The 19787-nt window shown below is 73.5% G+C and carries 18 protein-coding genes; 3 read left to right on the top strand and 15 right to left on the bottom strand.

Features of this window, described 5'->3' with window-relative positions; genetic code table 11:
* Positions 1-79: 79 nt before the first annotated feature.
* The 9 genes from der to ald all read right to left on the bottom strand — a co-directional run bounded on the left by der (position 80) and on the right by ald (position 8874).
* Positions 80-1549, bottom strand: a complete 1470-nt coding sequence (gene der, locus J3473_RS02320) for a ribosome biogenesis GTPase Der (protein ID WP_242525634.1) — start codon at positions 1547-1549, stop codon at positions 80-82.
* Positions 1550-1604: 55 nt separating this feature from the next.
* The gene (gene cmk / locus J3473_RS02315) at positions 1605-2300 is read right to left on the bottom strand and encodes a (d)CMP kinase (protein ID WP_207021734.1); all 696 of its coding nucleotides are present in this window, start codon (positions 2298-2300) and stop codon (positions 1605-1607) included.
* A 24-nt stretch (positions 2301-2324) separates the two neighbouring features.
* The gene (locus J3473_RS02310; RefSeq protein ID WP_207021733.1) at positions 2325-3407 is read right to left on the bottom strand and encodes a prephenate dehydrogenase; all 1083 of its coding nucleotides are present in this window, start codon (positions 3405-3407) and stop codon (positions 2325-2327) included.
* Positions 3407-4318, bottom strand: coding sequence for a pseudouridine synthase (locus tag J3473_RS02305; protein ID WP_030529143.1), 912 nt, complete (start codon positions 4316-4318; stop codon positions 3407-3409). The genes J3473_RS02310 and J3473_RS02305 overlap by 1 nt, the downstream gene beginning before the upstream one ends.
* A complete protein-coding gene (gene scpB / locus J3473_RS02300; RefSeq protein WP_207021732.1) occupies positions 4315-4953 on the bottom strand; it encodes an SMC-Scp complex subunit ScpB in 639 nt (212 codons plus the stop codon). The genes J3473_RS02305 and scpB overlap by 4 nt, the downstream gene beginning before the upstream one ends.
* Entirely contained in the window at positions 4946-5833 is an 888-nt protein-coding gene (locus tag J3473_RS02295) for a ScpA family protein (protein ID WP_207021731.1), read from the bottom strand. Before J3473_RS02295 ends, scpB begins: the two co-directional genes overlap by 8 nt.
* 4 nt (positions 5834-5837) lie before the next feature.
* Positions 5838-6653: a ParA family protein gene (locus J3473_RS02290; RefSeq protein WP_030529140.1), complete on the bottom strand. Its 816-nt coding sequence runs from the start codon at positions 6651-6653 to the stop codon at positions 5838-5840.
* A gap of 128 nt (positions 6654-6781) precedes the next feature.
* Positions 6782-7720, bottom strand: coding sequence for a site-specific tyrosine recombinase XerD (xerD, locus tag J3473_RS02285; RefSeq protein ID WP_242525633.1), 939 nt, complete (start codon positions 7718-7720; stop codon positions 6782-6784).
* Positions 7721-7758: 38 nt separating this feature from the next.
* Positions 7759-8874, bottom strand: a complete 1116-nt coding sequence (gene ald / locus J3473_RS02280; RefSeq protein WP_242525632.1) for an alanine dehydrogenase — start codon at positions 8872-8874, stop codon at positions 7759-7761.
* Between the two features lie 123 nt (positions 8875-8997).
* On the opposite strand from ald, the gene J3473_RS02275 reads away from it, so the two are divergent.
* Positions 8998-9618: a hypothetical protein gene (locus J3473_RS02275; RefSeq protein WP_030529137.1), complete on the top strand. Its 621-nt coding sequence runs from the start codon at positions 8998-9000 to the stop codon at positions 9616-9618.
* Here J3473_RS02275 and hisS read toward each other — a convergent pair.
* Together hisS and J3473_RS02265 are read right to left on the bottom strand one after the other, a co-directional pair.
* A complete protein-coding gene (gene hisS, locus J3473_RS02270; RefSeq protein WP_207021730.1) occupies positions 9602-10951 on the bottom strand; it encodes a histidine--tRNA ligase in 1350 nt (449 codons plus the stop codon). The genes J3473_RS02275 and hisS overlap by 17 nt on opposite strands.
* Complete coding sequence (locus J3473_RS02265; protein WP_207021729.1) at positions 10948-11649, bottom strand: MBL fold metallo-hydrolase; 702 nt, start codon at positions 11647-11649, stop codon at positions 10948-10950. Before J3473_RS02265 ends, hisS begins: the two co-directional genes overlap by 4 nt.
* Positions 11650-11723: 74 nt before the next feature.
* On the opposite strand from J3473_RS02265, the gene J3473_RS02260 reads away from it, so the two are divergent.
* Entirely contained in the window at positions 11724-12536 is an 813-nt protein-coding gene (locus J3473_RS02260; RefSeq protein ID WP_207021728.1) for a peptidylprolyl isomerase, read from the top strand.
* Between the two features lie 2 nt (positions 12537-12538).
* On the top strand, positions 12539-13900 hold the full coding sequence (locus tag J3473_RS02255) for a DUF349 domain-containing protein (RefSeq protein ID WP_207021727.1): 1362 nt from the start codon (positions 12539-12541) through the stop codon (positions 13898-13900).
* Positions 13901-13957: 57 nt separating this feature from the next.
* Here J3473_RS02255 and J3473_RS02250 read toward each other — a convergent pair whose 3' ends face one another.
* The 4 genes from J3473_RS02250 to secD are packed head-to-tail and all read right to left on the bottom strand — an operon-like array spanning position 13958 to position 19786.
* Positions 13958-16279: a bifunctional (p)ppGpp synthetase/guanosine-3',5'-bis(diphosphate) 3'-pyrophosphohydrolase gene (locus J3473_RS02250; RefSeq protein ID WP_207021726.1), complete on the bottom strand. Its 2322-nt coding sequence runs from the start codon at positions 16277-16279 to the stop codon at positions 13958-13960.
* Between the two features lie 20 nt (positions 16280-16299).
* A complete protein-coding gene (locus J3473_RS02245) occupies positions 16300-16842 on the bottom strand; it encodes an adenine phosphoribosyltransferase (RefSeq protein WP_242525631.1) in 543 nt (180 codons plus the stop codon).
* Entirely contained in the window at positions 16839-18002 is a 1164-nt protein-coding gene (secF, locus tag J3473_RS02240; RefSeq protein WP_207021725.1) for a protein translocase subunit SecF, read from the bottom strand. The genes J3473_RS02245 and secF overlap by 4 nt, the downstream gene beginning before the upstream one ends.
* Positions 17999-19786 carry a protein translocase subunit SecD gene (gene secD, locus J3473_RS02235; RefSeq protein ID WP_207021724.1) on the bottom strand — a complete coding sequence of 596 codons (1788 nt, stop codon included), beginning with the start codon at positions 19784-19786 and terminating at the stop codon, positions 17999-18001. Before secD ends, secF begins: the two co-directional genes overlap by 4 nt.
* Position 19787: the final 1 nt, after the last annotated feature.

The following is a 19787-nucleotide window of genomic DNA, read 5'->3' as shown; positions in this document are numbered from 1 at the left end:
CCTCGCGGGAGCGTCGAAACCTTATCCCACGCGCGCCCGCGCGACCCAATCGGCCTGCCCCGCGGACGCGCGCGCGGGGTCAGCGGCGGTCGCGCCGCTTCTCGCGCACCCGGACCGAGATCTCGATCGGGGTGCCCTCGAAGCCGAACTCCTCGCGCAGGCGGCGCTCGACGAAGCGGCGGTAGCCGGCCTCGATGAAGCCTGACGCGAAGAGGACGAAGCGGGGCGGGCGGGTGCCCGCCTGGGTCGCGAAGAGGATGCGCGGCTGCTTGCCGCCGCGCACCGGGTGCGGGTGGGCCGCGACGATCTCGCCGAGGAAGGCGTTGAGGCGCCCGGTCGAGATGCGGGTCTCCCACGAGTCGAGCGCGCGGTCGATCGCCGGGACGAGCTTCTCGAGGTGGCGGCCGGTGCGGGCCGAGACGTTGACCCGCGGCGCCCACGGCACCTGGACGAGGTCGCGCTCGATCTCGCGCTCGAGGAAGTGGCGGCGCTCCTCGTCGGTGAGGTCCCACTTGTTGTAGGCGATGACGAGGGCGCGACCGGCATCGATGACCTGCTGGATGACGCGGACGTCCTGCTCGGCGATCGTCGCGCTCGAGTCGACGAGGACGACCGCCACCTCGGCCTTCTCCAGGGCGGTCTGCGTGCGCAGCGAGGCGTAGAAGTCGGCGCCCCGGGTCTGGTGCACGCGGCGGCGGATGCCGGCGGTGTCGACGAAGCGCCAGGTGCGCCCGCCGAGCTCGACGACCTCGTCGACCGGGTCGCGCGTCGTGCCGGCGACGTCGTCGACGACGACGCGGTCGGTGCCGGTCAGCTTGTTGAGCATCGAGGACTTGCCGACGTTGGGGCGACCCAGCAGGGCGACGCGGCGGGGCCCGCCGCGGGCGTAGGCGCCGACGGCCGAGACCTCGGGCAGCACCTCGAGCAGGGCGTCGAGGACGTCACCGCTCCCCCGGCCGTGGAGGGCCGAGACCGGCCAGGGCTGGCCGAGGCCGAGGTTCCACAGCGCCGCGGCGTCGGCCTCGGTGCGCTGGTCGTCGACCTTGTTGGCGACGAGGACGACCGGCTTGCCGGCGCGGCGGAGCATCCGGACGACGGCCTCGTCGTCGTCGGTGGCGCCGACGGTCGCGTCGACGACGAACATCACGGCGTCCGCGAGCTCGACGGCGATCTCGGCCTGCTCGGCGACGCGCAGGTGGATGCCGGTGGCGTCGACCTCCCAGCCGCCGGTGTCGACGACGGTGAAGTTGTGCCCGGTCCACTCGGCGTCGTAGGCGACGCGGTCGCGGGTGACGCCGGGGACGTCCTCGACGACGGCCTCGCGACGGCCGAGGATGCGGTTGACGAGGGTCGACTTGCCGACGTTCGGACGGCCGACGATCGCGACGACCGGCGCGGGGCCGCCGCGCTCCTCGTCTGCGCCGGGGTCGCCCTCGGAGTCGAGGAGGGCGCGGTCGTCGTCGTCGAGGTCGAAGTCCTCGAGTCCGGCCCGCAGGGCGCGCTCGACGGCCTCGGGGTCCTGCGTCTGCGTCGGGTCGTCGGTGCTCACGGGTCCATCCTCCCGCACGGGGGCCCGCTCCCCCGAATCGCGCCGGTCGGGGAGGTCAGGCCGGCGGCTCGTCGGCCGCGGCGACGACGTCGAGGACGGCCTCGATGCTCTCGTCGAGGTCGAGGTCCGAGGTGTCGACGAGGACGACGCCCTCCGCGGCCTCGGTGAAGGTCGAGACGGTCGAGTCGTCGCGGTCGCGGCGGACCACCTGGTCGCGCGTCGCCTCGACGGCGGCGGCGTCGGCGGTGCCGTGCAGCTCGGTGCTGCGCCGGCGCAGCCGGGCCTCCTCGGAGGCCGTGAGGAGCACCCGTACGCGGGCGTCCGGCGCGACGACGGTCGTGATGTCGCGGCCCTCGGCCACCACTCCCCCGGTGCGCTCGGCGGCGCTCGCCATGAGGTCGCGCTGGAGCTGCTGGAGGACGGGGCGCACCTCGCGGTTGGTCGCGACGGCCGAGACCGCGGTGCTGACCTCGGAGGTGCGGATCGCCTCGGTGACGTCCGTGCCGTCGACGAGCACCCGCGGCGAGGTCGGGTCGGTGCCCAGCTCGAGCGGCAGCTCCCGCGCCGCCGCCGCGACGGCCTCGGTGTCGGCGAGGTCGATGCCCCGCTCGACGCACCACCAGGTGAGGGCCCGGTAGGTGGCGCCGGTGTCGACGAACCCGATGCCGAGGCGCCGTGCCACGGCCCGCGCGACGCTGCTCTTGCCGGAGCCTGAGGGACCGTCGATGGCGATGGTGAGCGGCGTGGTCATGGGTGGAGAGCCTACTGACGCCGGTCAGCCGTGCAGGCGCCAGCCCCGATCCGCGAGAGCCTCGGCGAGCCCGGCGGCCGCGCTCGGCACGACGTCGACCTCGGCGAGCCCGAACGGCTGGCCGAGCCCGTGGTCGAGGTGGAACTCCTCGATGTTCGTGCCGATCTCGCCGACGTCGGCGAAGAGCCGGCCGAGCTGGCCCGGCTCGTCCGGGATGAGCACGCGCACGGTCGTGTACGCGGTCGGTGCGGCGCCGTGCTTGCCGGGGATGCGGGCGTGGCCGGCGTTCCCGGCGGCGATGGTGCGCGCCAGCGTGCCGCGCGCCCCGACCGGGTCCCCCCCGGCCTCGAGCGCCGCGAGCGAGTCGACGACGGCGGTGAGGTCGTCGGCGAGGTCGGCGAGCACGGCCCGCACCGCGCCGGCGTTGCCCGCGAGGATCTGCGTCCACAGGTGCGGGTCGCTCGCGGCGATGCGCGTGACGTCGCGCAGGCCCTGGCCGGCCAGGGCGACGGCCGGCTCGTCGAGGTCCTCGAGCCGGGCCGCGACGAGGCTCGCCGCCAGCTGCGGCACGTGCGACACGGCGGCGACGGCTCTGTCGTGCGCGTCCGGCGGCAGGCGGCGCACCGCGGCGCCGGCCGCCGTCGCGACGGCGGCCACGAGGTCGAGGACCTCGGGCAGCGTCTCGTCGGTCGGCGTGACGACCCACGCGCGGCCGTCGAAGAGGTCGTGCCGCCCCGACACCGCGCCGGACCGCTCGCGCCCGGCCATCGGGTGCGAGCCGCAGTACCGGCCGAGGTCGGCGCCCGCCGCGCGCAACGAGGCGAGCACCGCGCCCTTGACCGACGCGACGTCGGTGACCGCCGCGGCGGGCCAGCGGCGCAGGGCGTCGAGGACGCACCCCGCCGTGACGTCCGGCGGTGCCGCGACGACGACGAGGTCCGGCGAGAGGTCCTCGCCGTCCGACGGCAGCCGCCCGGCCCCGAGGTCGCGGGCCAGCGCGGCGTGCGTCGGCACGGCGTCCTCGAGGGTCACGTCGTCGCCGTGCCGGGTCAGCGCGAGCCCGAGCGAGGCGCCGATGAGCCCGGTGCCGACGACGTGGACGCGCATCAGAGCCCTGCGGCCTTGTAGAGGGCGGCGACCTCCGCGCTCGAGAGGGCGCGGAACTTGCCCGGCTTGGTCTCGCCGAGGCGCACCGGCCCGACCTGCGTCCGCACGAGCGAGAGCACGGGGTGGCCGACCTCGGCGAGCATCCGGCGCACGATGTGCTTGCGGCCCTCGTGGAGGACCACCTCGACGATCGCCTTGCCCGGCTGCGAGTCGACGACCCGGAAGGAGTCGACGCGCACCGGTCCGTCCTCGAGCTCGACACCCTCGCGCAGCCGCTTGCCGAGGTCGCGCGGCACCGGCCCGGGGATCTGCGCGAGGTAGGTCTTGAGGACGCCGTAGCGCGGGTGCTGGAGGCGGTGGGCGAGGTCGCCGTCGTTGGTCAGCAGCAACAGGCCCTCGGTGTCGGCGTCGAGCCGGCCGACGTGGAAGAGCCGCTCCTTGCGGTCGCCGAAGTAGTCGCCGATGTCGACCCGGCCGAGCTCGTCGCTCATCGAGGTGACGACGTTGAGCGGCTTGTTGAAGGCGAGGTAGACGCGCGACTCGTCGAGCTGCACGCGCTCGCCGTCGACGTGCACCGTCTGCGTGGCCTTGATGCGCACGCCGAGCTCGCGCACGACCTGCCCGTCGACCTCGACGCGACCCTGCGCGATGAGGTCCTCGCAGACGCGCCGCGAGCCGACGCCGGCGGCGGCGAGGAGCTTCTGGAGGCGCACGCCGTCGGGGTCGTGGACGTCGACGACGGGCCGCTGCGGCTCGCGCTTGGTCTGGGTCGGCTGGCTGGCCCGGGTGGTCCCGGTGCCGCGGGCCCGGCCGGAGCCGCCGCCCTGCGGGGGGCGACCGCCCTGCTGCGGGCGACCTCCCTGCGGGCGGCCTCCTCGTCCGGCGTTCCCACGGTTCTTCGGCGGCGTCATGCGCGGCCTCCTTCGGCGATCTCGTCGAGCACGTCGACCTCGGGCAGGTAGGGGGCGAGCGCCGGCAGGTCGTCGATCGACTGCAGGCCGAGGCGCTCGAGGAAGTAGCTGGTCGTGCCGTACAGCGTCGCGGTGGACTCCTCGTCCTGGCCCAGCTCCTCGATGAGGCCGCGGGTCAGGAGGGTGCGGATGACGCCGTCGACGTTGACGCCGCGCACCGCCGCGACGCGGGAGCGGGACACCGGCTGGCGGTAGGCGATGACGGCGAGGGTCTCGAGGGAGGCCTGCGTGAGGCGGGCCTGCTGGCCGTCGAGCACGAACTTCTCGACGACCGGGGCGTACTCGTGGCGGCTGTACATCCGCCAGCCGCCGCCGACCTGGCGCAGCGTGAAGCCGCGCAGCTGCTCGGCGTAGCCGGCCTCGAGCTCGGCGAGGGCCTCCTCGACGTCGCCGACCGGCTGCTCGACGGCGGAGGCGAGGGCCATCGTCGTCACCGGCTCGTCGACGACCATGAGCACGGCCTCGAGGGCGCCGCGGATGCCGCCCGGGAAGTCGGCGACGTCGAAGGCCAGCTGGTCCTCGGGCACGGCGTCGGGCACGACCTCAGGGACGACGTCGGGCGCGGGGTCACTCATCGGGGGTCTCCTCGGGGGTGTCGGGCAGGTCGTCGAACTCGTCGGTCACCTGCACCTCGCCGTCGTCGGGTCCGGTCCAGCGGACGGTCAGCTCCCCGAGCGCCTCCGCCTGCTCGAAGCCGATCGCGGCCTCCCGGAACAGCTCGAGGAGGGCGAGGAAGCGGGCGATGACGACCAAGGTGCTGTCGGCGTCCTGGACGAGGCTGCGGAAGGACGCGACCCGGTCGCGGCGCAGCCGCTCGCCGATGACGGCCGCCTGCTCGCGCACGCTGACCTGCGGCGCGTGCAGGTGGGCCAGTCCCACCGTCGGGACCGGCTTCGGGGTCAGCGCCCGCGCGGCGATGATCGCGAGCCGGTCCGGCGAGACCGTCATGACGAGCTCGGGCAGCAGCGCCGCGAGGTGCGGCTCGAGCGCGACGGCGCGGGGGTGGCGCCGGCCGGCGGTGGCCATCCGGTCGGCGAAGGTGCGGGCGATGTCCTTGAACGCGCGGTACTGCAGCAGCCGCGCGAAGAGGATGTCGCGGGCCTCGATGAGGGCGAGGTCCTCCTCGTCCTCCGGCCCGGACTGCGGCAGCAGACGGGCGGCCTTGAGGTCGAGCAGGGTCGAGGCGATGACGAGGAACTCGGTGGCCTGCGAGAGGTCCCACGCGTCGCCCTGCTCGCGCGCCGCACGGATGAACGCGATGAACTCGTCGGTGACGGTGGCGAGGGCGATCTCGGTGACGTCGAGCTTGTGCTTGCTGATCAGCCCGAGGAGCAGGTCGAACGGGCCGGTGAAGTTCTCGAGGTGGACCTCGAAGGGCGTGGCCGCAGCCCGGCGGGTGATGACCCCGCCGGGGACGACCGCCTCGTGCTCCGCGGCCCCGGGGGGCGAGGACATCGGGTCAGGCCGCCCCGCCCCGCGCGATGAGCTCGCGGGCCAGCTGACGGTAGGAGTCGGCGCCCTTGTGGGCCGACTCGTACGTCGTGATGGGCTCGGCTGCGAGCGAGGCGTCGGGGAACTTGACGGTGCGCGAGATGACCGTGTGGAAGACCTGGTCGCCGAAGTGCTCGACGACGCTCGCGACGACCTCGCGCGAGTGCAGCGTGCGCCCGTCGTACATCGTCGCGAGGATGCCGTCGATCTGCAGGCGGGGGTTGAGCCGGTCGATGATCTTCTCGATCGTCTCGACGAGGAGGGCGACGCCGCGCATCGCGAAGAACTCGCACTCGAGCGGGATGACGACCCCGTGCGCCGCGGTGAGGGCGTTGACGGTGAGCAGGCCGAGCGAGGGCTGGCAGTCGATGAGGACGACGTCGTAGTCGTCGAGGACCGGACGCAGCACGCGGGCGAGGATCTGCTCGCGGGCCACCTCGCCGACGAGCTGGACCTCGGCGGCGGACAGGTCGATGTTGGCGGGGACGACGTCGAGGTTCGCGACCTTGGTGTGCTTGATGACGTCGCGGACGTCGAGGCCGCGCTCGACGAGCAGGTTGTAGATCGTCGTGTCGAGGTCGTGCGTGGGGATGCCGAGGCCGACCGAGAGCGCGCCCTGGGGGTCGAAGTCGACGAGCAGCACCTTGCGCCCGAGCTCGGCGAGGGCCGCCCCGAGGTTGATGGTCGTCGTCGTCTTGCCGACGCCGCCCTTCTGGTTGCACATCGCGATGATGCGCGCCGGGCCGTGGGAGGCCAGGGGCTCGGGCTGGGGGAACTCCGGCATCGGGCGCCCGGTGGGCCCGACCTGCCCGTCGATGCGGATCTGGAACGCCGCCTCGGTCTCGGCCACCTGTGTACTCCCCGGTCCCTCTCGTGCGTCGGTCAGCCTCTCGCTGATCGGTGTCGACCCTATCAGCGTGCGGCGTCCCCGCCCGGGACCCCTCGGGCGCGCGGGTGGCTCTGGGCGTAGACCTCGCGCAGCTGCTGGACGGTGACCCGCGTGTAGATCTGGGTCGTCGTCACCGACGCGTGCCCGAGCAGCTCCTGGACGACCCGGACGTCGGCGCCGCCCTCGAGCAGGTGGGTCGCGAAGGAGTGCCGCAGGGTGTGCGGCGAGAGGTGCCCGCGCAGGCCGGCGCGGTCGGCCGCCGCGCGCAGCACCGCCCAGGCGCTCTGCCGCGAGAGCCGGGCGCCGCGGACGCCGAGGAACACCGCCGGCGTCCCCCTCCCCTGCCCCACGAGCGCGGGGCGGCCCCGGACGAGCCAGGCCGAGAGGGCCTCGGCGGCGTACGAGCCGAGCGGGACGATGCGCTCCTTGCCGCCCTTGCCGCGCAGCCGCACCACGCGCTCCTGCGTGTCGAGGTCGTCGACGTCGAGCCCGACGGCCTCCGAGATGCGCGCCCCCGTGCCGTAGAGCACCTCGAGCAGGGCGCGGTCGCGCAGCGCCGCCGGGGTGTCGCCGAGCGAGGCGGCCTCGAGCAGGCGCTCGACGTCGGTGAGCGGGATGGCCTTGGGCAGCCGGTCGGGCGTGCGCGGCGGGGCGACGTCGCGCGAGGGGTCGGCGTCGAGCACACCCTCGAGCGCGAGGAAGCGGTGCAGGCCGCGGACGGCGACGAGCGTGCGCGCCGCCGACGACGCGGCGAGCGGCCGGTGGTCGTCGTCGCCCTCGCGCAGGCCGGCGAGGAAGTCCGCGACGTGGGCCTGCGTGACGTCCTCGGGACGCTGCACGCCGCGAGCGGTCAGGTGGGCGCTCCACCGGGCGAGGTCGCGCCGGTAGGCGACGAGGGTGTTGGCCGACACGCCACGCTCGACGTCGAGGTGGGTCAGCCATGCGTCGACGGCCCGCCCCACGGGGGTGGGGCGGGCCGTCGGCGGCGGGGTGTGGTGGGTCAGGAGAGCGCCTCGTCGAGCGAGATGCTGTCCATCCCGAAGGCCTCGGCGACCGCGCCGTAGGTGATGTGGCCGGCGTGCGTGTTGAGGCCGAGGGCCAGCGAGCGGTCCGCGCGCGAGGCCTCCTGCCAGCCGTGGTCGGCGAGCTTCGTGGCGTACGACAGGGTGGCGTTGGTCAGCGCCCACGTCGAGGTGTGGGGCACCGCGCCGGGCATGTTCGCGACGCAGTAGTAGATCGAGTCGTGGACCTCGAAGGTCGGCTCGGCGTGGGTCGTCGGGCGGGAGTTCTCGAAGCAGCCGCCCTGGTCGATGGCGACGTCGACGAGCACCGAGCCCGGCTTCATCTGCGCGACCATCTCGTCGGTGACGAGCTTGGGGGCCTTGGCACCGGGGATGAGGACGGTGCCGATGACCAGGTCGGCCTGGAGCACCTGCTCGCGGACCGACATCGCCGAGGACGCGATCTGCGCGACGCGGTTGTCGTAGCGCCAGAAGCTCATCCGCAGCTTGTCGAGGTCGGTGTCGAGGAGCGTGACGTCGGCGCCCATGCCGAGCGCGATGTTCGCCGCGTTCTGGCCGGCGACGCCCGCGCCGAGGACGACGACCTTGGCGTTCGCGACACCGCCGATGCCGCCCATGAGGACGCCGCGGCCGCCCTGCGCCTTCATCATCGAGTGCGCGCCGACCTGCGGCGCGAGGCAGCCGGCGACCTCGGACATCGGGTAGAGCAGCGGCAGCAGGCCCGAGGGCAGCTGGACCGTCTCGTAGGCGATGGAGGTGACCTTCTTGTCGACGAGCTCCTTCGTGAGCGGCTCGTCGGCGGCGAGGTGGAGGTAGGTGAAGAGCGTGAGGCCCTCGCGCAGGCGGTGGTACTCCTCGGCGACCGGCTCCTTGACCTTCATGACCATGTCCGACGCGCCCCAGAGGTCGTCGGCGGACTCGATGATCGTCGCACCCTGCGAGACGTACTCGTCGTCGGTGATCGAGGAGCCGAGCCCCGCGCCCTTCTGGACGAGGACCTCGTGCCCGCGGCGGACGAGCTCGTGGACGCCGACGGGGGTGATCCCGACGCGGAACTCGTTGTTCTTGACCTCGGTGGGGATGCCGACCTTCACGGATACCAGCCCTGTCTCGTGTCGATGACCGCGGGCGACGCTGCCCGTGGTGGTGCCTCCTGCTGGAGTGCGGTGGAAGTCTAGTGCCGAGCCGGACCGGACCCGACACCGCAGGAGACCAGCGTGAAGCTCTACAGCGACCTCCCCGCCCGCCGCACCGTCCAGGTGCTCGCCGACCTCGGGGTGGTCGCGTGGGTGTACCTCTGCGTGCGGGTCGCCCAGCGGGTGCACGACGCGACGCTCGGGCTCGCCGAGCCGGGACGCCGGCTGGAGGCCGCGGGCACCGGGTTCACCGGCCGGATGAACCAGGCGGGCGACTCCGTCGACGACCTGCCGCTGCTCGACGACCGGATCGCCACCCCCTTCCGGTCGGCGGCCGGGGTCGGCGACGACTTCGCCTCCGCCGGGCGCGACCTCGTCGGCGCGGTCGAGCGCTTCGCGACGGTGCTCGGGCTCGTCACGGCGCTGACCCCGATCGTCCTCGTCGTCGGCCTCTGGCTCGTGCTGCGCTGGCGCTTCGTCCGGCGGGCCACGGCGGCGCAGCGGTTCGTCGACGGCGCACCGGACCTCGACCTCTTCGCGCTGCGGGCGATGGCGAACCAGCCGATGACCCGGCTCGCGCGCATCTCCCCCGACCCCGCCGGCGCGTGGCGGCGCGGCGACCCCGAGGTCGTGCGGGCGCTGGCCGTCCTCGAGCTGAAGGAGGTCGGCCTGCGCCCGCCGCCGGTCAGTGCTGCGGGATGACGACGCCCGGGCGCAGGTCGGCCGCGGGGCACTCCCAGCTGGCGGCGTCGGCGTCGACCTGGTCGCCGGAGCGGATGTCCTTGACCTGGTCGCCGCCGTCGCCACCGGCCCCGGGGAACCAGACGAACGGGATGCCGCGACGGTCGGCGTAGCGGATCTGCTTGCCGAACTTCGCGGCGCTGGGCGCGACCTCGCAGGGCACGCCACGCGCCCGGAGGGCCGCCGCGACCGCCACCGAGCGGGCCCGCGTGTCCTCGTCGACGACCGCGACGAGCACCGCGGCCGGGGTCGAGCGGCTCGCCGTCAGCCCGCGCTTGGTCACGAGGAGGTGGACCAGCCGCGAGAGGCCGATGGAGATGCCGACGCCGGGGTAGGTCGTCCGGCCGTCGGAGGCGAGCGAGTCGTAGCGGCCGCCGGAGCAGACCGAGCCCCACTCCTCGTTGCCGACGACCTGGGTCTCGTAGACCGTCCCGGTGTAGTAGTCGAGCCCGCGGGCGATCGACAGGTCGGCGACGAGCGTGCCGGGGGCCTGCTCCGTCCCGGCGCGGATGACCGCGGCCAGGGCGTCGAGGCCCTCGTCGAGGACGGGGTGCTCGACCCCGAGGGCGCGCACCTCGTCGACGAACGACAGGTCCTCGCTGCGGATACCGGCCAGCGCGAGGCACAGCCGCGCCTGCTCGTCGGTGGCACCGGCCTCGACGAGCTGGGCCGCGACCTTCTCGGGGCCGATCTTCGCGAGCTTGTCGACGACGCGGAGCGTGCCGGCGACGTCGGTCAGCCCGATCCCGAGGTAGAAGCCCTCGGGGACCTTGCGGTTGTTGACCTGGATGCGGAACTCCCCCACCGGGAGCCGCCGGAAGGCCTCCGCGATGACGAGGGGCATCTCGGCCTCGAAGTGCGGCGCGAGGGTGCCGACGTCGACGACGTCGATGTCGGCCTGCGTGAACTCGCGGAAGCGGCCCTCCTGCGGGCGCTCGCCGCGCCAGACCTTCTGCACCTGGTAGCGACGGAACGGGAAGGAGAGCTTCCCGGCGTTCTCGAGGACGTAGCGCGCGAAGGGCACGGTGAGGTCGAAGTGCAGCCCGAGCTCGGACTCGCGCCCGGTGTCCTCGCCGGCGAGGCGGCGGATGCCGTAGATCTCCTTGTCGGCGTCGCCGCCCTTGCCGAGCAGGCGCTCGACCGGCTCGACGGCCCGGGTCTCGAGCGGCGCGAAGCCGTGGAGCTCGAAGACCTCGCGGACGGTGTCGAGGAAGTGCAGCTCGAGGAGCCGCTCGGCGGGCAGGAGCTCGGGGAAGCCCGAGATGGGCGTCACCTTCTGGGCGGGAGGAGTCACGCGCCCAATCCTCGCAGGTACGGGTTGGTGCCCCGCTCCCGGCGCATCGTCGTGGCCGGGCCATGGCCGGTGAGGACGAGCGTGGAGTCGGGCAGCGGCAGGACGACGTCGCGCAGCGAGCGCTGCATCGCCGCGCCGTCGCCGCCGGGCAGGTCGGTGCGGCCGATGGAGCCGGCGAAGAGGACGTCGCCGGAGACGACGGTGCGGTCCAGCCCCTCGTCGGCGGGCAGGCCGTCGGGGACGGTGTCGAGGGCGAACATCACCGAGCCCTCGGTGTGGCCGGGCGCGTGGAGGACCTCCAGCGGCAGCCCGGCGACCTCGAGCCGCTGCCGGTCGGTGACCTCGACGACGCGCTCGGGCTCGCGCCAGGTCGCTCGCTGCCCGAACTGCGACTCCATCATCGCGAGCGTCCCGGGGTCGATGGTCGAGAGCGGGTCGGCGAGGCGGTAGCGGTCGTCGGCGTGGACGTAGGCGGCGGTGTCGCCGCCGCACACCGGGGTCACCGAGTAGACGTGGTCGAGGTGGCCGTGCGTGAGCAGGACGGCGGCCGGGCGCAGGCGGTGCTCGGCGAGCACCTCGCGCAGCGTCTCCTCGACACCGATGCCCGGGTCGACGACGAGGCACTCCTCCCCCGGGCCGGTCGCGAGGACGTAGCAGTTGGTGGCGAAGGCGGCGGCGGGGAACGCGACGGCGAGCACGCGGCGAGCCTAACGGCGCCGTGCCTAGACTGGGCGCCGCTGTTCGATCGACGACGACGACGAAGGACCACGGGGTGACCAGGAAGCAGGAGCGGGCCCGCGCCCGCCGCCGCTGGGAGAAGCAGCAGGCGAAGCAGTCGCAGCGGCAGCAGGACCGAGCGCGGCTCCAGCGGCTCTCGGCCGTCGTGGCCGTGGTCGTCGTCGTGCTCGGCGTCGTGGGGGTCCTCGCCGTGACGGTCGGCCGCGGAGGTGGCGACGAGGCCGCACCCGGCGCGGACAACACGCCCGCGACCGTGGTCGCCGGCTGCCAGCCGCCGCCCAGCCCCCTCGGGACCGCGTCCGAGCTGACCCTGCCGGACAAGGCGCCCGCCCGGGGCAAGGTCTTCGACGCGACGATCGCGACCAACTGCGGCGACATCGTCGTGCGCCTCGACGGCGCCAAGGCCCCGCAGGCCGTGGCCTCCTTCCTCCAGCTGGCCCGCGAGAGCTACTGGAAGGACTCCCCCTGCCACCGGCTGACGACCGCCGAGACCCTCAAGGTGCTCCAGTGCGGCGACCCGACCGGCACCGGCCAGGGCGGCCCGGGGTACGGGTTCGGCGTCGAGAACGCGCCGAAGGACGGCAGCTACCCGCGGGGCACGCTCGCGATGGCGCGCACCCAGGACCCGAAGGAGGGCAACGGCGGCCAGTTCTTCATCGTCTACGGCGACTCGAGCCTCCCCGACCCCGACGGGTACACCGTGTTCGGCACGGTCACCTCCGGGTTGGATATCGTCGACCGCGTCGCCGCCGAAGGGGTCGCTCCGAACGCGAGCTCACCGGACGACGGATCGCCTGCCGCACCGATCAGCATCCTCAGCGTTGCTGTCACCGAGGAGAAGTCCTGACCGTGTCCGAGGACCAGCCCACACCCCGTCCCCCCGTGCCCTCGCCGGCCGCGCTCGCCAAGCGGGTCGCCCCGCGCCCCGCGGCGCCGCCCGCCGCGGTGCCCGAGCACTCCGAGTCCGCGCGCTTCGGGCGCGCCGACGACGAGGGCCACGTCTTCGTCACCGTCGGTGACGAGGAGCGCGAGGTCGGCTCCTACCCCGGCGCGACCCCGGACGAGGCCCTGCAGTACTTCGCCCGCAAGTACGACGAGCTCGCGGCGTCCGCCGCCCTGCTCGAGGCCCGCCTGGCCAACCCCGACGTCTCCGCGAAGGAGATCGCCGACGGGCTGGGCACGCTCAAGGAGCACGTCGAGCAGGCCAACGTCGTCGGCGACCTGCCGGCCCTGCACGCCACCGTCGAGCGGGTCGAGGCCGGCCTCGAGGCCAAGCGCTCGGCCGAGTCCGAGCAGCGCCGCGCCGCCCGCGCGGAGGCCGCGACCCGCCGCGAGGCGATCGTCGCCGAGGCCGAGACCATCGCGGCGCAGCCCCCGGGCAGCACGCAGTGGAAGCAGAGCGGCGAGCGGATGCGGGCCCTCCTCGAGGAGTGGAAGGGCCACCAGCGCAGCGACGTCAAGCTCGACAAGCCCACCGAGACCGCGCTGTGGCAGCGCTTCAGCCACGCCCGCAACGCCTTCGACAAGGCGCGCCGTGCGTGGTTCGCCGAGCTCGAGACGACCCGCGCCGACGCGAAGTCGACCAAGGAGTCGCTCGTCGCCGAGGCCGAGTCGATGTCGACGAGCACCGACTGGGGCCCCACCGCCCGCGCCTACAAGCAGCTGATGGACCGCTGGCGCCAGGCCGGCCGGGCCAGCCGCAGCGACGACGACGCCCTGTGGGAGCGCTTCCGGGCCGCCCAGGACGCGTTCTTCACCGCGAAGGACGCCGCCTCGGCCGCCGAGGACGAGGAGTTCCGCGGCAACCTCGCCGTCAAGGAGGAGCTCCTCGTCGAGGCCGAGGCGCTGCTGCCGGTCACCGACCTGGAGGCCGCCAAGGCGTCGCTGCGGGGCATCCAGGACCGCTGGGAGGCCGCGGGCAAGGTCCCGCGCGCCGACATCGAGCGCGTCGAGAAGCGGATGCGCCGCGTCGAGACCGCCGTGCGGGAGGCCGACGACCAGCGCTGGAAGGCCACCAACCCCGAGCTGTCCGCCCGGGCGCGGAGCATGGCCGAGCAGCTCGAGGCGGCCGTCGCGAAGGCGGAGGCCGACGTCGCGAAGGCCGAGGCCTCCGGCGACGAGCGCAAGGCCGCGGCCGCGCGCGAGCGGCTCGCGTCGCAGCAGCAGTGGCTCGACCAGGCCCGCGCGGGCCTGGACGAGTTCGGCGGCTGACGACTCGCACCGACGCCCACCCGGCGGGGACGCCCACCCGGCGGGGCGCCGCGGACCTCAGTGGTCCCGGCGCCCGCCGGTGACGCGCTCGGCGTCGAGGACGCCGTCGACGTTCTGCACGGCCCGGATGACGTGACCGAGGTGCCCCGGGTCGCCCATCTCGAAGGTGAAGCGCAGGATCGCGACGCGGTCGCGCGAGGTCTGGACCGACGCCGAGAGGATGTTGACCCCGTGGTCGGAGATGACCCGGGTGACGTCCGACAGCAGCCGTGAGCGGTCGAGCGCCTCGACCTGGAGCTGGACGAGGAACAGGCTCGCCGACGTTGGCGCCCACTCGACCTCGATGATCTTGTCCGACTGCGCGAGCAGCGAGTCGGCGTTGGTGCAGTCGCGCCGGTGGACCGAGACGCCGTTGCCGCGCGTGACGAAGCCGAGGATCTCGTCACCGGGCACCGGCGTGCAGCAGCGCGCGAGCTTGACCCAGACGTCCGACATCCCCTTGACGACGACGCCCGGGTCGCCCGAGCGGCGCGCCCGTGGGCGGCTGAGCACCGGTGACGCGACCTCGGCGATGTCCTCGCTGGCTCCCTCCTCGCCGCCGACGGAGGCGACGAGCCGCGAGACGACGTGCTGCGCGCTGACGTGCCCCTCCCCGACCGCGGCGTAGAGCGCCTCGATGCCGGGGTGGCGCAGCTCCTCGGCGACACCGGTGAGGGACTCGACGGAGGTGAGCCGCTGCAGCGGCAGGCCCTGCTTGCGCATCGCCTTCGCGAGGGCCTCCTTGCCCTCCTCGATCATCTCCTCGCGGCGTTCCTTGGTGAACCAGTGCTTGATCTTGTTGCGCGCCCGGGCGGAGCGCACGAACGAGAGCCAGTCGCGCGAAGGGCCGGCCGAGTCGGCCTTGGACGTGAGCACCTCGACGACGTCGCCGTTGTCGAGCCGGCTCTCGAGCGGCACGAGGCGCCCGTTGACCCGGGCGCCGATGCAGTGGTGGCCGACCTCGGTGTGCACCGCGTAGGCGAAGTCGACGGGCGTCGCGCCGGCGGGCAGCCCGACGAGCTGGCCCTTCGGGGTGAAGACGTAGACCTCGCTCGCGGTGATCTCGAAGCGCAGCGACTCGAGGAACTCGCCCGGGTCGGCGGTCTCCTTCTGCCAGTCGAGGAGCTGGCGCAGCCAGGCCATGTCGTTGACCGGGCCGGTCTGCCCGTCGCGGGCGTGGGCGCCGGGGGCCGGCCCGTTGGGGTCCTCCTTGTACTTCCAGTGCGCGGCCACGCCGTACTCCGCCCGGCGGTGCATGTCGTGGGTGCGGATCTGGATCTCGACGGCCTTGCCGCCCGGGCCGATGACCGTCGTGTGCAGCGACTGGTACATGTTGAACTTCGGCATCGCGATGTAGTCCTTGAACCGGCCCGGGACCGGGTTCCACCGCGCGTGGAGGGCGCCGAGCGCCGCGTAGCAGTCGCGCACCGTGTCGACGAGGACGCGGACGGCGACGAGGTCGTAGATCTGGTCGAAGTCACGACCGCCGACGATCATCTTCTGGTAGACGGAGTAGTAGTGCTTCGGGCGCCCGGTGACCGTCGCCTTGAGCTTCGCCGAGCGCAGGTCGGACCCGACCTCGTCGCGCACCTGCGCGAGGTACTCCTCGCGGGCCGGGGCGCGCTCGGCGACGAGCCGCACGATCTCGTCGTAGACCTTCGGGTAGAGGGTCTGGAACGAGAGGTCCTCCAGCTCCCACTTGATCGTGTTCATCCCGAGCCGGTGCGCGAGCGGCGCGTAGATCTCGAGGGTCTCCTTGGCCTTGCGCTGGGCGCTCTCCTGCGAGACGTAGCGCCACGTCCGGGCGTTGTGGAGGCGGTCGGCGAGCTTGATGACGAGCACCCGGATGTCGCGGGCCATCGCGACGACCATCTTGCGGACGGTCTCGGCCTGCGCGGCCTGGCCGTAGGTGACCTTGTCGAGCTTGGTCACGCCGTCGACGAGCATCGCGATCTCGTCGCCGAAGTCGCGGCGCAGCGCCTCGAGGCTGTAGGCGGTGTCCTCGACGGTGTCGTGCAGGAGCGCGGCCGCGAGGGTCGTCGGGGTCATGCCGAGCTCGGCGAGGATCGTCGTCACCGCGAGCGGGTGGGTGATGTAGTCGTCGCCGCTGCGGCGCTTCTGCCCCTGGTGGGCGCGCTCGGCGACGGCGTACGCGCGCTCGACGAGGGCGATGTCGGCCTTGGGGTGCGTGCTGCGGACGGTCTGGAGGAGCGGCTCGAGGACCGGGTTGCTCGGCGGGCGGTTGCGCCCGACGCGCGCCAGGGCGGCCCGCGCCCTGGCCCGGGACCCCACCCCGGCCGCGCCGTTCCCCGGGGTGGCGGCTGTCGTCTGCTCCGCCATGCCGGGAGTCTAGTCGCGGGTCAGGCGACGACGTGCAGCGCCCGCACCTCGCGGTCGCCGAGCCGGTCGCGCCCACCGAGGAAGGCGAGCTCGACGACGCAGTCGAAGCCGACGACGTGCCCGCCCACGCGCTCGAGCAGCTCCCAGGCGGCGAGGGCGGTGCCGCCGGTGGCGAGCACGTCGTCGACGAGGACGACGCGGGCGCCGGCCGGGACGGCGTCGGCGTGCACCTCGATGGTCGCCGACCCGTACTCGAGGTCGTAGGACGCGGCCACCGTGTCGCCGGGGAGCTTGCCGGCCTTGCGGACCGGCACGAACCCGACGCCCATGGCGTGCGCCAGCGCGGCGCCCACGACGAAGCCGCGGGCCTCGACCCCGGCCACGAGGTCGACCTCGCCGCGACGGCCGTCGGCCAGCGCGCCGATGACCTCGCCGAAGGCCACGGGGTCCGCGAGCAGCGGGGTGATGTCCTTGAAGACCACCCCGGGGCTCGGGAAGTCGGCGACGTCGCGCAGCGAGCGGGCGACGACCTCGTCGACGCCGCCGTGGGGCAGCGCGGTCACCGCTTGGACTTCGGCGTCCGGCGCGGCTGGTTGCGCGGGCCGGAGCGGGCGTACTCGTGGACGGCCCGACCGGTGAGGGTCGCGCCCTCCTCGCGGTCGACCTGACCGGCGGCGACCGAGGCGGCGGGCACGGAGTCGTCGTCCGCCGCGGGCACCGGCTCGCCGGCCTCCTTGGCCTTCTTCGCCTGGTGGCGGCGCGCGCGCTTCTCGAGGTCGACGACCTTCTCCTCGCGGCGGCGCAGCGTGACGAGCACGGGCGTGGCGATGAAGATCGACGAGTACGCGCCGACGAGGATGCCGACGAAGAGCACGAGCGAGAGGTCGACGAGCACGCCGGGGCCGAGGAAGACCGTGCCGACGGCGAGCACCGCGGCGATCGGCAGGAGGCCGATGACCGTCGTGTTGATCGAGCGGACCATCGTCTGGTTGACGGCGAGGTTCGCGGCCTGCGCGAAGGTCATCCGGCCGTTGGCGAACGCCTCGTTCGTGTTCTCGCGCACCTTGTCGAAGACGACGACGGTGTCGTAGAGGCTGTAGCCGAGGACGGTGAGGAAGCCGATCATCGTCGCCGGCGAGATCTCGAAGCCGCTGAGGCTGTAGATGCCGACGGTGATGACGAGGTCGTGCACGAGCGCGACGAGCGAGGCGGCCGCCATCTTCCAGTTGCGGAAGTAGATGCTCAGCATGATGACGACGGCGACGAGGAAGATGACGAGCGCGCGCAGCGCCTGGCCGCTGACCGACGCGCCCCACGACGGGCCGATGAAGGTCGCGCTGACGTTCTCCTCGGGGACGTCGAAGGCCTGCGCGAGCTCGCCGCGGACCTGCTGGCTGTCGGTGTCGGACAGCTTCTCGGTCTGGACGCGCACGGTGTTGTTGCCGACAAGGGTCACGTTGACGCCGCTGGCGTCCTCGGCGGCGCCGACGGCGTCGCGGGCGGTCTGCTCGTAGCCGCTCGGCGCCGAGCTCGTCGCGATGCGGAACTCGGAGCCACCCCGGAACTCGAGGCCGAGGTTGAGGCCCTGGAGCGTCAGGCCGAGGACGGCGACGACGATGAGGACGAGCGAGCCGAGGTAGAACGACCGGCGCTTGGCGACGACCGGGATCGAGCGCTTGCCGGTGTAGAGGTCGTTGCCGAAGTCGGCGAAGGAGGTGCTCACGCGCGGCTCCCTTCGGTGGCGGGGGCGGAGGGTTCGACGGGGGTGAACCGCCCGCGACCGGCGTAGGTGCGCTTCTTGGCGCCGAGCCTGCGCGGGTCGAGGCCGGAGAGCCGGTGGCCGTCGCGGAAGAAGGGCACCCGGGTCAGCAGCGTGAGCAGCGGGTGGGTGAACCAGAAGACGACGAGCAGGTCGATGAGCGTCGTGAGGCCGAGGGTGAACGCGAAGCCGCGCACGCTCGAGCTCGCGAGCACGTAGAGGACGATCGCCGCGAGGAAGTTGACGCCGTCGGCGATGAGGACCGTGCGCTTGGCGCGGTTCCACCCGGTCTCGACGGCGCTCGCGAGGGAGCGGCCCTCGCGCAGCTCGTCACGGACCCGCTCGAAGTAGACGATGAAGCTGTCGGCGGTGAAGCCGATGGCGACGATGAGTCCGGTGACGCCGGCCATGTCGAGGCGGTAGTTCTGCGCCCACCCGAGGATCGTGATCGCCAGGTAGGTGAGCAGGCCTGCGACGACGATCGAGCTGATCGTCACGAACCCGAGCACCCGGTACTGGAAGAGCGAGTAGACGACGACGAGCAGGAGGCCGATGAGCCCGGCGATGAAGCCGTAGCGCAGCTGCTCGCCCCCGAGGGTCGGGCTGATGTCGACGCTCGACTGCTCCGTGAAGGACAGCGGCAGGGCGCCGAACTTCAGCTGGTCGGCGAGCTCCTTGGCCCCGGCGAGGGTGAAGCCGCCGGTGATGCTCGCGCGGCCGTTGGGGATCGCCTCGTTGAACTGCGGCGCGACGATGACGCGCGAGTCGAGGACGGTCGCGAGCTGGTTCTGCGGCGAGGGCAGCGAGACCATCGTGCGGCTGATGTCGGCGTACTGGCGGGCGCCCTCGCTGTTGAAGGTGAGGGCGATCTCGACCGTGCTCGTGACGACACCCTGCGGGTTGGTCTGGTAGCCCGCGGTGGCGTCGGTGATCTTCTCGCCGGAGACGGCGACCGGGCCGAGGATGTACTTGGTCGAGCCGTCGTCGGAGCAGGTCACGAGGGGCTCGGACTCGACGTCGCGGACGTTGTCGAGGGCCTTGGGGTCGGCGCAGTCGAGGTCGTCGTACGCCTGCTGGACCTCGGGCGTGATCCAGGCGAGGTCGGTCGGGCCGCTCGGCGCGGCGCTGCCGCTGCTGCTCGGGGACGGGCTCGGGCTCGCGGACTCCGAGGGGCTCGCGGACGGGCTGGGGCTCGCCGCGGTGAGCGCCTCGTTGACGGCGCTGTTCTGCGTCGAGGACGCGCTCGGGGCCGGCGAGGCGGTGGCCGACGCCGAGGCAGAGGGGGACGGGGACGCCGCACCGCTCGCGGAGGCGCTCGGCGACGCGCTCGGGGACCCGGTCGGCACCGGCACCCCGGAGCCGATCGCGAGCACGGCGCGGAACTGCATCTGCGAGGACTGGCTGATCGCGTTACGGACGGCCTGGGTCGGGATCTCGGGGATGCTGACGACGATGTTGCTGTCGCCCTGGGTCGTCACCTCGGCGCCGGAGACGCCGTTGGAGTCGACGCGCTGGACGATGATGTCGCGCGCTTGCGCGAGGGCCTCGGCCGAGACCGCCTGGCCGCTGCTGACCCGCGGCTCGAGGATGATCTGGGTGCCGCCCTCGAGGTCGAGGCCGAGCTTGGGGGTGGCCTGCCCGTCGCTCCAGAGGATCGACCCGGTGAGGACGCCGCCGAGGGCGACGACGAGGACGGTCAGGCCGATGAGGGCCCGGCGGGCCAGCGTGCGCGGTGCGGTGCTCGCCACG

The organism is Phycicoccus sp. DTK01 (assembly GCF_017312765.1).
In the GTDB taxonomy this organism is placed as follows: Bacteria; Actinomycetota; Actinomycetes; order Actinomycetales; family Dermatophilaceae; genus Phycicoccus; species Phycicoccus jejuensis.
Note: the sequence above shows the minus strand (reverse complement) of the source record. Positions and strands in the feature narration are given on the sequence as shown.